General features: G+C 66.7%; 12 protein-coding genes. 7 read left to right on the plus strand and 5 right to left on the minus strand.

Annotation, left to right across the window (positions count from 1 at the left end):
• The first annotated feature begins 5 nt into the window (after positions 1 to 5).
• Positions 6 to 1201 (plus strand): IS3 family transposase gene (locus LG306_RS02140; protein WP_157004570.1). Its coding sequence is split into 2 segments (ribosomal slippage): positions 6 to 276 and positions 276 to 1201, totalling 1197 coding nucleotides; the frame shifts between segments, so codons are not numbered across the junction.
• On the opposite strand, the gene LG306_RS02145 is transcribed toward LG306_RS02140, so the two are convergent.
• The 3 genes from LG306_RS02145 to LG306_RS02155 form a co-directional block, all read right to left on the minus strand.
• Positions 1181 to 4102: a TonB-dependent receptor domain-containing protein gene (locus tag LG306_RS02145; RefSeq protein ID WP_404417761.1), complete on the minus strand. Its 2922-nt coding sequence runs from the start codon at positions 4100 to 4102 to the stop codon at positions 1181 to 1183. The two genes, LG306_RS02140 and LG306_RS02145, sit on opposite strands and share 21 nt — an antisense overlap.
• 91 nt (positions 4103 to 4193) lie before the next feature.
• The gene (locus tag LG306_RS02150) at positions 4194 to 5168 is read right to left on the minus strand and encodes a FecR family protein (RefSeq protein ID WP_404417763.1); all 975 of its coding nucleotides are present in this window, start codon (positions 5166 to 5168) and stop codon (positions 4194 to 4196) included.
• Positions 5169 to 5178: 10 nt separating this feature from the next.
• Entirely contained in the window at positions 5179 to 5667 is a 489-nt protein-coding gene (locus LG306_RS02155; protein ID WP_404417766.1) for an RNA polymerase sigma factor, read from the minus strand.
• Positions 5668 to 6000: 333 nt separating this feature from the next.
• Between LG306_RS02155 and LG306_RS02160 the strand changes: the two genes are divergently transcribed.
• The 6 genes from LG306_RS02160 (at position 6001) to LG306_RS02185 (ending at position 10837) form a co-directional block, all read left to right on the plus strand.
• Positions 6001 to 6240 carry a response regulator transcription factor gene (locus LG306_RS02160; protein WP_404417769.1) on the plus strand — a complete coding sequence of 80 codons (240 nt, stop codon included), beginning with the start codon at positions 6001 to 6003 and terminating at the stop codon, positions 6238 to 6240.
• 370 nt (positions 6241 to 6610) lie between these two features.
• Positions 6611 to 7153 (plus strand): sigma-70 family RNA polymerase sigma factor, encoded by a 543-nt coding sequence (locus tag LG306_RS02165; protein ID WP_404417772.1) that lies wholly within the window; start codon positions 6611 to 6613, stop codon positions 7151 to 7153.
• Entirely contained in the window at positions 7143 to 7778 is a 636-nt protein-coding gene (locus LG306_RS02170) for an NrsF family protein (RefSeq protein WP_404417775.1), read from the plus strand. Before LG306_RS02165 ends, LG306_RS02170 begins: the two co-directional genes overlap by 11 nt.
• Positions 7779 to 7868: 90 nt before the next feature.
• Positions 7869 to 8348, plus strand: coding sequence for a YHS domain-containing (seleno)protein (locus tag LG306_RS02175; RefSeq protein ID WP_404417778.1), 480 nt, complete (start codon positions 7869 to 7871; stop codon positions 8346 to 8348).
• A gap of 43 nt (positions 8349 to 8391) precedes the next feature.
• Positions 8392 to 9033: an NrsF family protein gene (locus LG306_RS02180; RefSeq protein WP_404417781.1), complete on the plus strand. Its 642-nt coding sequence runs from the start codon at positions 8392 to 8394 to the stop codon at positions 9031 to 9033.
• 431 nt (positions 9034 to 9464) lie between these two features.
• Positions 9465 to 10837, plus strand: a protein-coding gene (locus LG306_RS02185) for an IS3 family transposase (RefSeq protein ID WP_095046155.1) whose coding sequence is annotated in 2 segments (ribosomal slippage) — positions 9465 to 9822 and positions 9822 to 10837 — 1374 coding nt in all. Because the reading frame shifts where the segments join, the coding sequence is not laid out codon by codon here.
• A gap of 30 nt (positions 10838 to 10867) precedes the next feature.
• Here LG306_RS02185 and LG306_RS02190 read toward each other — a convergent pair.
• Entirely contained in the window at positions 10868 to 11599 is a 732-nt protein-coding gene (locus LG306_RS02190) for a nucleotidyltransferase domain-containing protein (protein WP_404417785.1), read from the minus strand.
• Positions 11600 to 11774: 175 nt separating this feature from the next.
• Positions 11775 to 13832: a ParB N-terminal domain-containing protein gene (locus LG306_RS02195; RefSeq protein ID WP_404417788.1), complete on the minus strand. Its 2058-nt coding sequence runs from the start codon at positions 13830 to 13832 to the stop codon at positions 11775 to 11777.
• Positions 13833 to 14165: the final 333 nt, after the last annotated feature.

The raw sequence follows: 14165 nt of genomic DNA on the forward strand, positions 1-14165 counted from the left end.
CAAGGATGGCCAGGAAGCGTCACAAGCCCGAAGAGATCATCGCCAAGCTGCGCCAGGTCGAAGTGCTGACCGGGCAAGGCAAGTCGATCGCGGAGGCGGTGAAGACGATCGCGGTGACGGAGACGACCTACTTCCGCTGGCGAGCGGAGTTCGGGGGCATGAAGACCGATCAGGTCAAGCGGATGAAGGCGCTGGAGCTGGAGAACGCCCGGCTTCGTCGGGCGGTGTCGGACCTTACGCTGGACAAGCTGATCCTGTCGGAGGCGGCGCGGGGAAACTTCTGAGCCCTTCCCGTCGCCGGGCCTGCATCGACAAGGTGCGGGCCGAGTTGAAGGTGTCGGAGCGGCGCGCCTGCGCGGTGCTCCGACAGCATCGCTCAACCCAGAGAAAGACGCCGAGGGGCCGCGCCGACGAGGCGGCGCTGACAGCGGACATCACCGCACTGGCGGCGACCTATGGCCGTTACGGCTACCGCCGGATCACGGCGCTGCTGCATCAGGCGGGCTGGTCGGTGAACGCCAAACGGGTTCAGCGGATCTGGCGACGGGAAGGGCTGAAGGTCCCGCAGAAACAGCCGAAACGCGGTCGGCTCTGGCTCAACGACGGGTCATGCGTGCGGCTGCGCGCTGAACGGCCCAACCATGTCTGGTCTTACGACTTCGTCGAGGATCGCACTCAGGACGGCAGGAAGTTCCGCATGCTCTGCGTCATCGACGAGTTCACGCGCGAGGCCCTGGCGATCCGGGTCAAGCGCAAGCTCAACTCCACCGACGTGCTGGAGACCCTGGCGGACCTGATGATCCTGCGCGGGCCGCCCGCCTATGTTCGCTCCGACAACGGACCGGAGTTCATCGCCACTGCCCTGCGCGAATGGATCGCAGCTGTCGGCTCCCAGACGGCCTACATAGAGCCGGGCAGTCCTTGGGAGAACGGCTACTGCGAGAGCTTCAACTCCAAGCTCCGGGATGAACTGCTGAACGGCGAGACCTTCTTCAGCCTGGCCGAGGCCCAGGTCCTGATCGAGGCGTGGCGGCGTCACTTCAACACCATGCGCCCCCACAGCGCCCTGAAATACCGACCGCCGGCGCCGGAAGCCGTCATCCCTCGCAGCGGAAACATCGTGCCGTGGGCGAGCGCGCCAGCGCTTGAAGGCGCGCGCTCGCCCAACCCAACCATGGCGTCAGGCCCGCCCATGAACTAACATCGAAACCGGATCACCCCACGGGGGCAGGCCATCATAGAAGGGCGGCTCGGCGTTCGACAGATTGAGGATGTTGAGGCTCACGGAGAGGCCCTCGGTCCAGGCCGCCGGCAGATCGAAACGCAGTTGGCCATCGAAGGTGGTCCAGTCATCGATCTGGCGATTGGTCAGCGGGTCGCGGCCTCCGCTGACGTAGTTCCCGATCAGGCCGAGCGTGAGCGGCCCACGCGTCCACTGCGCCCCGGCGCGCCCACGCCAGCGCGCGGGGAAGTTCGGGTCGCCAAGAAGATCCTCGGTCGGCGAGGCGGCGGTGATCTCTCTATCGTTGGTCAGAAGATGGGTCACCGAGCCGTCGAGACGCATCTCGCCGTCCAGCATTGTGAAGGCGTAACGCACCGAGAGATCCAGCCCCTCCACCTCGACCCCTGCGGCGTTCACGAAGCGGTTGTCGACGATCACGCCATAGGCGGTGGCGGGATAGACCAACGGGTTGAAGTTGCCGGGATGATCGAGCAACGCCTGCACGAGGGCGCGATCCTCTGCGGAGGTCGTCGGCGAAACATTGCGGACGAAGGGGGCGAGCGAGGGATCGTTCAGGGCGTTGGTGAGGTTCTGGATCACGGGATTGCCGATCCGGTCATTGAACCGGGTCCGGAACCAGTTCCCCTCGAGACGGAATCCCTCGTAGTCCGAGGGGGTCCAGACGAATCCCGCCGTCACCGAGTCAGCGGTCTCCGGTCGAAGGTTCGGATTGCCGCCGTACTGGATCAGCGTCAGAACGCTGCCGCCTGCCCGGTTCAGGAAGGACGGGCCGATCTGATAGGCGTTGTTGAGTTCGCGAAGGGAGGGAGCGCGAAAGGACGTCCCCCATGATGTCCGGAACAGGATGTCGGCGGTCGGGCCGTAAAGGACGCCGAGCTTGGGGTTCTCGGTCTCGCCGACGCCTTCGTGATCCTCGATCCGCCCCGCCACCGAAAGTTCCAGGCGAGCGAGGCCTGCACGGGCATTGGTCGCGCTGACGAAGGGCGCCCGCAACTCGAAGAAGGCGGACCTGACCTCCCGTTCGAAACTGACGGGGGCGACAAGCCGCGGCGCGGTTCCCGACAGGAAGTTCTCGCCCTCCGTCTCATATGTTTCCCGGCGAGCGTCGATCCCGGCGGCGATCCGCAGAGGTCCGCCCGGCAGGTCCAGAACCGTGCCGTCGACCCGCAGGTTCAGGCTTTCCACGGCGCTCTCGTACTCGACCGAAGTGTAGCCGGACCCGATGTGAGCGAGGATCGCGGCAGAGTTTGAAGCGGGCGCGCCGAACGGGTTGAAGAACCCGTCCACCGTCGTGCGGAACGGAGTGGTCGCAATATCCGCTCGGGCGCCGAGCGCCTCCTGCAGGAACGTCGTCTGCACCCGGTTCGACAGTCGGCGCCCGTTCCGTTCGCGAGCGCCGCTGGCGTAGGCCGAGACGTTCCATCCGAAGACGTCGCCGGAAATGCCGACGGCTCCACCCAGACTTTCGGTCGACCCATCCGTTCGGGCGGGACCGAGGTCGTCGATCCACGAATAGGCGATCTCGTGCGAGGTCGAGCCGTTGGGGGAGACGAAATACGGATTGGCGCTGGTGACCGTCAGGGTCGTGATGTCGGCCGCGGTTTTCAGCACATAGTCCCGCTCGGTGTAGCGAACGTCCCCGTCGATACGGAAGCCGCCGGGAAGGTTCTGCTGCGCGGCCAGGAAGACGCTTTGCCGCTCTTGATGAGGCAGGAACCATTGGCCTTCGATCTGACTGGTTCGGTTCACCCGCCCCGCGACGAAGTCGCCTGGACGCAGGCCGACGCCATTCTGTCCGGTCGGGATGGCGAAGAGCGGCACATAGCCGCCGGTCGCCGCATCCAGCCGGACGATGTTTCCGGGCGCTGCGAACAATGGACGATGATCCGTGCCGCCGAGACGGCGAAGATCGGCGTCCGACGTGGCGTTCCGGTCCGCGCCCTCGAGCTCGCCACGGTCGTGATATTCGTACGCCGCGACAACGCTCCCGCTTCCCCAGTCGAAGCCTCCGGCATGCGAGACGAGGGTTTCATTTGCGCCGCCATCGCTCGTGGCGCCGAGGCGAAGCCGCGTCTCGGCCCCCTCGAAGCGGGACTTCAGGATGATGTTCACGACACCGCCGACGGCGTCGGCGCCGTAGAGGGCGGACGCCCCGTCGAGGAGGACATCGGCGCGGGAGATCGCGCTGGACGGGATGTTGGAGATGTCCGCGAAGTCGCCGGCGTTGCCGGTCCCGGCGACGCGACGGCCGTTGACGAGGACCAGGGTCGCGTCCGCCCCGAGGCCCCGCAGGTTCACCCCTGTCGCCGAGCTGACATTGCGGCCGGAGCGGTCCGCCCCGGTATTGGCCGATCCCTCGTAAGCGGCGCCCGTGAAGTTCTGCGGAAGCGCGGCGAGCGTGTCGGCGACTGTCGACCGTCCCTGACGATCGACATCGGCTTGCGTCACGACCGTCACCGGCGAAGGGCTTTCGGCTCCCCGCAGATAGGTGCCGGTGACGACGACGTCTTCCACCTCGAAGGCGTCGTCCGAAGCCTCAGCCCGCGCAGCGGGATCGAACAGGACGAAGACTGTCGGCCGACTTTGCCGGAACGACAGGCCGGTGTCCCGCAAGAGCAGTGTGAGCGCCGCTCTGGGCGTGTGGGCGCCCGAAACCGGAGACGCGCGACGACCCGCAACCAAAGCACTGGGGTAGAGGATTTGAAGGCCGCTTTGCTGCGCCAGAACCGGAAGGGCCCGATCCAGCGGCCCAGCGGCGATGTCGAAGCGTCGCTCCGCTTCACCGGACTGCGCGATGACGGGGGTCGCAATCCCCATCATCAATGCCGCGAACGCCGCCGATGTAACTCGCTGGCCCATGAAATTCCCCCATCTTCCTGACCGCGGATGCGCGGATTGGAGATGAGACGACTGACGACGACGCTTCCCCTAACTCGTCGGTCGAACTATTTCACTGACGTCGGCTGAGAACCGTACGGCCGTCGTCGCCCCGGGTCACCTCGAGCGCGTAGAGATCGGTCAGGGCCGCCACAAAACCCTCAGTGTCACCGGCGTTGAAGACCCCGCTCACGAGGACCGACGACACCCGGTCATCCCGAAGTTCGATCGGGGCGCGGCTGTAGCGGTTCATCTCCGCGACGGCTTGGGCGATGGGCGTCTCGTCAAACGTCAGACGCCCGGCGGCCCAGCTGGTCGATGCGGCGACATCGGCGACCGCGATCCGAGGTCTGGTCGCCGAGGTCGTCACCTGCTGTCCGGGCGTGAGCGACCAGCGCGAGTCCGCGTGACCGTCCACCCGCACATCCACTCGCCCTTCCACCAGGACGACCCGCGCTCCGTCGCCGCTCCGCCGGACGTCGAAGCGCGTCCCGACCGCGATGATCCGGGCGTCACCGGCCTGCACGACGAAGGGGCGGCGGGCATCGCTTGCGACATCGAACATGGCCTGACCATGGGTGAGCACGACGGACCGGCGTGATCCGCTGAAGCGGACCGCCGCTTCCGAGGCCGTGTCGAGCGTCAGCCGCGAGCCATCCTCGAGCGCGATGGTTCGCTGCTCCCCGACCGCCGTCGTGTAGCGCGTCGGTTGCTGGAACCACCAGAGCGTCGTCGCTCCCAGAACGAGCGCCGCAACCGTTCCGGCGCCGACGCCGACCAGAACGATCCGTCGCCCCTCGCCTCGCGCTCCCTTGCGCGCCGAGGTCCTGGCCTCCGCCTTCATCCGGGCGATCTCCGGCGTGTTCGCCAGGCCGCCGGCGGTGTCCCACACCGCCTCGAGCTTGCCGAACGCCCGCGCGTTCTCGGGATCGCGACGCCAGGCGCTGAAAGCCTTCAGATCCGCCGTCGCGACCCTGCGCTGGTTGAGTAGGGCGAACCAGTCGGCCGCTTCTCGCCCCCTCTTGTCGATGCCGCCCTCGATCGTCATCCGCCCTGCCTCACAGATCCATCCGGGACGCGCAGTATTCCATCGCCCTGGCCATCCGCCACTCCACCGTTTTCACGCTCACGTCGAGGGTCCGGGCGATTTCGGGATAGGTCATGCCGTCAAAGCGATTGAGCACGAAAACATGCCGGTACAGGGCCGGCATCGAATGGAGAATCTGCGCGAGCAGGATTTCCTCGATCTGCGAAGCGTGCTCGTGGTTGACCATGTCAGGGCCGTGCTCCGCCGGTTCACGGCGCGCTCTGGACCGTCGCTCGTCTCTCAGGAGGTTCATGGCGATCTTGAGAAGAAACGCCTTGGGATGGCGGATATCGCTCAGGGCGTAGGGCGCCGCGCGGATGTAGGTTTCCTGCACGACGTCGGCGGCGGCCTCCGACCCCAGCGCGGGCCGAAGGCGTCGGCCCAGCCAGACGCTGTACTGCCGATACAGGCGGTTCAGCCCGTCCTGATCGTTGACGCCGAGCTGTTTCGCCTCTGTCACAACGCTTCTCCGGCTCTCCTGAGAAGTCGGGAATCCCGAGGCGGCTCGCGACCCGGGCCCATGCGCAAGCGCAGGGGTCCGACGTCGTCGGCGACCGGCATCCGCGCTCCACGCGTGCCGTCGATGATCAGTGTCGCACAGGGGATTCCAGGCCCCACCGACGCAGGCGCCGGCGACGGAATCATGAATCAAAGTCGCACGATGCGCAACCCGGGCGCCCGGGCGCGGCCCGCTCTGTCCGCGCAGATTTCTTGCGGATCGACCGCCAATCACTGTCGTTGCCCTCAAACGCGATTCCCTCCCAACGTGCGCCGGACAACTTAGGGAACGACCATGGACTGCGCACCTCAAGGGGCTCGACCCACACCTCTCCTGAGCGCGCGGGAGGCCGAATGTCTGCAATGGGTCAGCCGGGGAAAGAGCTCCGTCGACATCGGCCAGATCGTCGGACTCTCTCCGAGAACCGTGGACAGCTACCTCGAGAAGACCTGCGCCAAACTGAGAGTCCGAACCCGGATAGAGGCGGTCGCCGTGGCCGTGAGGGAAGGCTTGATCGATCCGGAAATCGGATGATGGTCCCGTCCCGGCCCGGAGGAGAAGGGGGCGGGCCTGGAACTTCTGTGAGGAAGCCGGGAGTTTCAGCGCTGATCGCCGCCGACGCGATGCGTCCCCTGGCTCAAGATCAGCGCCTAGCTGTCCCCGAACCCGCCGAACGTCAGACTAGCGCCGGGATGATCGCCTGTCGAACCCGGCGCGAACCGCCATCGAGAGCCTGCCGAAGACCTCGCGCGAAAGCCCGGGACGCAGTCTCTGCGCGCCCTGAAAGGCGGGCGAAGTCCCGGCCGTTCGCAAGCAAATCTATTTTTTTCGATCCCGTGTGTAACCTTTGCCTTGGTGGAACGAACAATCGCTTGCGCGTGCAGCACGAACGATGGATCGCCCTTTGATCGACAAGGAAGCCGAACTCAAAGCGGATATGCTGCGGGGATTGGACGGTGACGCCAACGCCTGGCGGATGTTCCTCATCGCCTTGCGCGCCGTGCTGACTCCTTTCTTCAAGCAGCGGCTGATCGGTCGCGATGCGGACGTCGAGGATCTCGTCCAGGAATGTCTGATCGCGATCCACGCCAAGAGAGGCACCTATGATCGCACCCTTCCCGCGACGGCGTGGATCTACGCCATTGCGCGCTACAAGCTGATCGACCACTTCCGGAGGATGAGCCGCCGGTCCGACATCCCGATCGACGATGTCTCGATCCTTTTCGCGGAGCATACTGTGGAGGACGGGGCCATCCGCCGCGATCTGACGAAGGTAATGGCCATCTTGCCGTCACGGCAAAGACGTCTGATCGAGGATGTGCGTATCGGCGGCTACAGTCTGGCGGAGGCTGGAGCCCGCAACGGGTTTACGGAAGGTGCGGCCAAGGTCAGCGTGCATCGATCGATGAAGACCCTCTCCGCCAGCGTGGCGCATCATGAAGACTGACGACCTCATCGACGCCCTTGCCGCCGGCATCGAACCGACCGGCATGGCGCGCCTCGACTCCAGACTGCTCGGCGTGGCGGCGGCCATCGCGGTTCTGGCCGTGGCCCTCTTGCTCGACATACGCCCTGACCTTCTGACAGCGCTCGGCTCCCCCACCCCCTGGGTGAAGGGAGGGTATATTGCGGGCCTCTGCGCCGCGTCGGTCTGGCTGGCGACCCGTCTGGGGCGGCCGGGAACGGATCCCCGGCGCGCCGTGATCGCCCTCGTCCTGATCGTGGCCTTCGCCGTGGCGTGGGGCGGCGCCGAGATCGCGCTGACGCGCCCGGATCTGAGACTCTCGACCTGGCTCGGCAACACCTGGACGGTCTGCGGCCGCAACATCGTCATGGTCTCGCTGCTGGCGGGGCCGCTGGTTTTCCTGTCCGCTCGCAAGCTCGCGCCGACCCGTCCCGTCGCCGCCGGGGTCGCTCTCGGGCTCGTCACCGGGGGCCTCGCGGCCACGGCCTACGGCGTGCTCCATTGCGATGAGGCGACCGCCGCCTTCGTGGCGACCTGGTACACGCTCGGCGTGGCCGCGGCCGGCGTGTGCGGCGGCATCGCGGGGCGGTTCGCCCTGCGCTGGTGATGTCTCGGGCGAAGCGGCCGGGACAGACGATCCTGTAACCGATCCGGCGGCGGAGACGAATGAGGGGTACCGTTCCCTACCGAGGCTCTCATGAACCGTCGCTCCCTGCTTTTCGTCGCGGCCTGCGCCACGCTCGTCCCCCTCGCCGCATCGAGCGCGCATGCGGATTCTCCGGCCATCGACGTCGATGGAGCCGGGCTCGCCCTGCGCGGCTACGACACCGTCAGCTATTTCACCGAGGGACGCCCGAGGCGAGGTCTTGACGCACACTCCACGCGCTGGAACGGCGCCACCTGGCGGTTCGCCAGCGCGGCCAATCTGGCGCGGTTTCGCGCTGCGCCGCAAACCTATGCGCCCCAGTTCGGCGGTTACTGCGCCTGGGCGGTCAGTCGAAACTACCTGGCGCCCGGGGATCCGCTGCAATGGCGGATCGTCGATGGCCAGCTGTTCCTGAACTTCAACGCGCAGGCGAAGGCGCTGTGGGAGGCGGATCGCGCCGCCTCCATCGTGCGGGGTCGCGCGAACTGGCCCCGGGTCCTGACTGCACAGCGTGGTGCAGCCCGGCGGTGACGCCGCGCGCTCGCCGGTCTTCCTCCTCGATCTGTCCCATCCCATGACCACAACTCTCACGACCGAGCGCCTCATCGACGCTCTTTCATCCGATCTCAGGGCGGCGTCTCGAACGCGGATCTGGGGCTGGCCGGTGGTCGGCTCGGCGATCGCCGCCATGATCGGCGTGGCCGCCATCTTCGGGGTCGGCCACCTGGACATCCATCCTCCGCCCGGCTTGTGGTTGAAGGAGCTGTATGTGCTGGCGCTGGCGGCGGCGTCTCTCCGCCTGGCGTCGCACCTGGGCCGTCCCGGGGTCGACGCGCGTGGCGCCGCCGCGATGCTCCTGCTCGTCCTGGCGATCGGCGGGTCCGCCGGCGCGATCGAGTTGGTGGCGACCCGTCCGGCTGATCGTCTGGCCATCTGGCTGGGCGACACCTGGACGATCTGTGGCCGCAACATTCTGATCGTCACTCTGTTCCCCGCCCCCCTGCTCGTCTACGCCATGCGCAAATTCGCCCCCGTCCGGCCCCGGGCGGCCGGGGCGGCGCTCGGGGCCTCGGCAGGCGCGATCGCCGCCGCAGCCTACGGCTTCTTCTTCTGCCCGGAGGTCTCTCTGGCGTTCGTGGCCACCTGGTATTCCCTTGGCGTCGCGGCGGCCGCGCTTGTGGGGTTCCTGGCCGGGCGCACGCTCTTGCGGTGGTGAACTCACGCATGGCGTCCGTCGGGTTCGTCCGGTTGATGAGCCCGGCGACCCCCCGTGAAGCACGTCTGGCCACCTGAAGATGGAAAGCGGCGACCTCCCCGTATCCCGCGCGGTGCTGTCCTCCAGCCTGCGGCTCATTCGGTCGCGCCGTCGACTCCGGACGCTCGACGTCGCCGGCCGAATGAACATGGCCGTCCGGTCCTATGAGCATTTCGAGGCCGGAGCGGGTCGGATCAATCTCGAGCGCATCCATCGGTTCGCCGAGGTCACCGACAGCGATCCCCATGCGATCATCGCCGCGCTGGCGCTGGGGTCCCCGGAGTTCGCCGTCCGATGCATGGACAATGTTCGGCGTCAGCGCCTTTGGCACAGATCTGGGGTTGCGGATAATGGAGGGATTGGGTCTCGTCGCAGTGACGTAAGGAACGCAGATGAGACCCAATCCCTCCAGCCCAAAATTGGCTGCCAAGCCCACCAAGAAGCCCGCCGAGGTGGTGGTGAAAGATATTCGCCGTGCCACACGCCGGCATTTCTCGGCCGAGGATAAAATCCGCATCGTGCTCGAAGGCCTGCGCGGCGAGGAGAGCATCGCTGAACTGTGCCGCCGCGAAGGCATCGCCCAGAGCGTGTATTATTCCTGGTCAAAAGAATTCCTTGAGGCTGGCAAACGCCGTCTGGCCGGGGACACGGCCCGTGCCGCCACCAGTGACGAGGTCAAGGATCTGCGCCGTGAAGCACTGGCTCTCAAGGAATGCGTGGCCGACCTGACGCTCGAGAACCGCCTGCTTAAAAAAAGCATGATCGCGGATGGGGGCGACCAAGAATGAGGTATCCCGCCGCAGAAAAGCTCGAGATCATCCGCCTCGTCGAGCAATCCCATCTGCCCACCCGACAGACGCTGGAGAAACTGGGCATCCCACGCCGCACCTTTGCCCGCTGGTATGCCCGCTACCTTGATGGTGGGCCTGAGGCGCTGGAAGACCGCCCCTCGGCGCCAAGCCGGGTATGGAACCGGCTGCCCGAGAATGTGCGCAAACAGATCATCGACATGGCGCTGGAGGAAAGCGAACTCTCGCCCCGCGAGTTGGCCACCAAATTTACCGATGAGAAGCAGTACTTTGTCTGCGAGGCCACGGTTTATCGCCTGCTCAAGGCACAGGATCTGATCGCCAGCCCAGCCTATATCGTCATCAAGGCCCGCGACGAGTTCCACACCAAGACGATGCGACCAAACGAGATGTGGCAGACCGACTTCACCTATTTCAAGCTGATCGGTTGGGGCTGGGTTTACCTCTCAACCGTGCTCGACGACTATTCCCGCTACATCATCTCGTGGAAGCTGTGCACCACCATGACGGCGGGCGATGTCACCGACACGCTGGACTTGGCGCTGGCCGCATCAGGTTGTGACAGCGCCACCGTGCTGCACATGCCGCGCCTGCTCTCGGACAATGGCCCGAGCTATGTCGCGGGCGAACTGGCCGCCTATATCGAGGCCCAGTCCATGAGCCACGTGCGCGGCGCCCCCTTTCACCCCCAGACACAGGGCAAGATCGAGCGCTGGCACCAGACCTTGAAAAACCGCATCCTACTGGAGAATTATTACCTGCCCGGCGATCTCGAAGCCCAGATCGAAGCCTTCATCGAGCACTACAACCACCAGCGCTATCACGAAAGCCTGGGCAATGTGACGCCCGCAGATGCCTACTTTGGCCGCGATCGGCAGATCCACGCCCAGCGCGCCGCCATCAAGAAACAGACCATCGAACATCGCCGCTTGCAGCACCGCAAGCTCGCCGCCTAAAAGCCAACCCCTGACGAGGCCCGCTCTCCGTTAACGCCACGCCAAACCTGCGCCAAATGTTTCGACGACGGACACGTCGATGGCTTCGGCTTTCTTGCGAAGGAAGGCGAGGTTGTGGGCCTTGCCGCTGTAGAGCGTCACGACGAGAAGCACCGCATGATAGAGGTGCTCGGCCGTTTGATGGAAGTTAAAGGCCGCCAAGTTCGGTTCGTTCTCGGCAATGCAGAACGCAGCGACTTTCCGAAAGCTCGCAGCACTCGCCATCCACTGCTCATAGTGCCGCTCGGCCTCTTCCAGCGCGACCCGCGCCTTGAGGTCCGCGGGCTTGTGCAGTTTGACCTCGGGCGTATCGAACACCACCACGCCTTCGCGAACGATATCCGCAAAGAAATAGCGCCCTCGATCAAGCTGGTCGTTTACGTCGTCCAGCGCGTGGACAATCAGGCTGACGGGGGTGCGAATATCGGGCCCGACCGGCATGGTCCGGTTCTCGGCCTCGCGCCAGAACTCATAGTCGGTCAGGTCCTCATGATCGACGATGATCAGCAGGTCGTAATCCGAGAAGTACCGTCCGACCGGATCGTGGACCCAGTCGCCGCGCGCATAGCTTCCGTAGAGAATGATCTTGAGAATCTTGCCGTTCTTGAGCCTGTCTGCGCGTCGGCTGAACACCGCCTCCTCGAATGCGGCGCGCACGGTCTCGACCACCTGGCGGAGTTCGGCCTGTTTGCGCGGCGGCAGATGGTCGAGGCTTTTCTTCATCGGTCGAGTCTCAGCGATCCCGCTCCACACGGCAAGGCTGAAACCTCACGGTCGCAGCCTCGTCTCCTGAGACGACGTCGCGCGATGCGCCCGAGGCTCCCGCCGACCGAAGGCGGCCAAGCAAAAAGCCGCGCGCCCCCAAAGGACGCGCGGCGAGTTTTCCGAACCGCCGGGGCTATTCGGCGGCGAAGCTGTAGGCCTCTTTGTCAGACGGCGGGCGGTCCCCCTCGCCTTCCGCCTCCGTAAGCTCGGGATCGACCAACGGAGCCGTCCGCAGCACGGAGGGCAGCCAGCCCTCGCCCTCGACCAGACGTTCGGCGGCCTCGGCCATGTCCCCCTTCTTGAACCCGGCGATGCGTCCGGCTTCCTCGGGCGTCGTCGCCTCGGTCACGGCCTCCAGCACCCTCGCCTTGGACACTCGCGAGAAGTAGGACGCCGCCGTCGCCGCCCACGTCCCGGTCATGTCCAGACCGGTCGCGGTCGCCAGCACCTCGGCATGGGCCAGAGCGTCGGGCTTGCGGTCGTGCGGATCGCGCACGGCATAGAGTCCGACGCCGGTGCAGACGGCCATGAGGTCCAGCAACGCCGAAGGCGGCAGGGTCATCAGAACCTCCCAGAGGTCGCGCGCCTGTTCCGGAAGCCGTGCGCCCCACCTCTCCAGCCGGTCGGCCACGCGCCGCCCCGCCGGGGCGTCGCTGACGCCGGGCGCCAGCCGCTCCAGACCGGTCACGCTCAACCGCAGTTGCAGCGGGGTCCATGTTCCCCACGCCGGATAGAAGACCTGAAGCGCCAGCGCATGGACCACCACCGTCAGGGCGATGTTGGCGTCGGCCTGCACCGCGTCGCGCAGCCCCATGGTCCGGTGGGCGGTCAGGTCGAGGACCAGCCGCTCCGACAGAGGCGCCAGAGCGTCATCGGCCTCCGGCTCGGGCGCGGGCGGGGCGTCGTCCGCCCCGCCGCCGTCCTCGGTCCAGCCCTCCGGCGCTTCCGGATCGGGTCGCCGCGTCTCCACGGCGTCCTCGGCCCGCACCAGACCGCGCTCGAAGCGGGCCAGTCCGTCGTGACCGAGCATGACGATGATCCCCGCCCGCGCCTTGACCTCTGAGGGATAGTCGAAGTCCGGGCCGAAGGCCTGCAGGGCCTTGTCGATCTCCTCGAGGCGGGCGTCGGCCTCGGGCGAGAGGGCGTCCGCCGCATCCATCCCGGACACGAGGGCGTCATACTCCTCCGACAGGGCGGCGATCTGCGCCGCGTCCGCCTCGGAGCGGACGACCTCGACCGGATAGACCCGGCCCAGGGCGGCGGCGTCCTGATAGTCCGACCCGACCTCGGCCCATTTCCAGCCCTCGCGTCGGCGCACCTCGTCGGCCAGTCCGGCGAGCTTGTCGGCGACCATCCGGTCCAGCAGGGCCGGGGCTTCCAGCCAGCCGCCGCCGTCCTCGGTGAACAGGTCGCGCAGCACCGAACCGCCTTCCGCCTCATAGGCCTCCACGCCCACGAACCGCGCCCGCCGGTCATCCGCCCGGACCTTGGCCTCGGTCATGGCGCGGCGGATGGCGTGGACGGGCCGGTATTCGCCCAACTGCTCGAACACCTGACGCTGGCGGTCCTGATCGGCGCTGACGCAGAAGGCCATCAACTGGTCCAGCGCCAGCGTCCCCTCCCGGTAGGCCGCCATCAACTCGGGCGCCGCCGCCCCGAGCCGCAGCCGCTGACGCACCACGGTCGCCGTCACCCCGAACCGGGCGCCGATCTCCTCGGGACCGTAGCCCCGCTCATCCGCGAGCCGCTTGAAGGCCTCGAACTGGTCGGCGGGATGCATGGCCTCGCGGGTGACGTTCTCGTCCAGACTGATTTCATGGGCGTCGTTCTCGGTATCGACGGTCACACGCACCGGATGGGTCCGCTTGATCGCCTTGCGCTTGGCCAGCATCCGCAGGGCCAGTCGCCGCCCCTCCCCGATGGTCACGAGATAGTTTCCGGTCGGAACGCCGTCCTCGCCGCGCTCGATTTCGACCACGGGCGGCTGCAACACCCCCTTGGCCCTGATCGAGGCCGCCAGCGCCTCAAGACTCGCTTCGGAATGCTTCACCTTCCGGGCGTTCTTCGGCGACGCCTTCAACTGATTGAGCGGCACGAAGAGCTCCGCACCGTGCGCGGGCTCCTGATCCGCTCCGGTCGCGGCGGCGTCAGCCGCCGCAGGGATACGGGCTTGGGTGGATTGAGCAGTCATGTCTGCCTCCTTTGGGCAAGGGTTGCAGGCACGCGAACCGCGCGCCTGAAACCCTGCCCGTCGGCGAGACCGGGGTAGCAAGGGCCAGGGCGGATCGGCCGGAGGGGGATCGCCCGGCCTGCACACGCCTCGCCGCATTGACGACCCTGCCCCCCGTCGCGGGCGCGGAAGGTCGGGGAGACCGGCCGATCCGGCGGCGAAGCCGCTTCACCCTGGCCCGCGCGAGGGCGGAGCCCTTAGGCTGCTCTTTCGGACGTTGTGCGGGACTGGCGGGGCGCCCGCATCCCGGACCGCGACGACGCATCGTCGGCGGAACGTCGATGACGGGTGTAA

It is taken from the genome of Brevundimonas vesicularis (assembly GCF_044807075.1).
In the GTDB taxonomy this organism is placed as follows: Bacteria; Pseudomonadota; Alphaproteobacteria; order Caulobacterales; family Caulobacteraceae; genus Brevundimonas; species Brevundimonas vesicularis_G.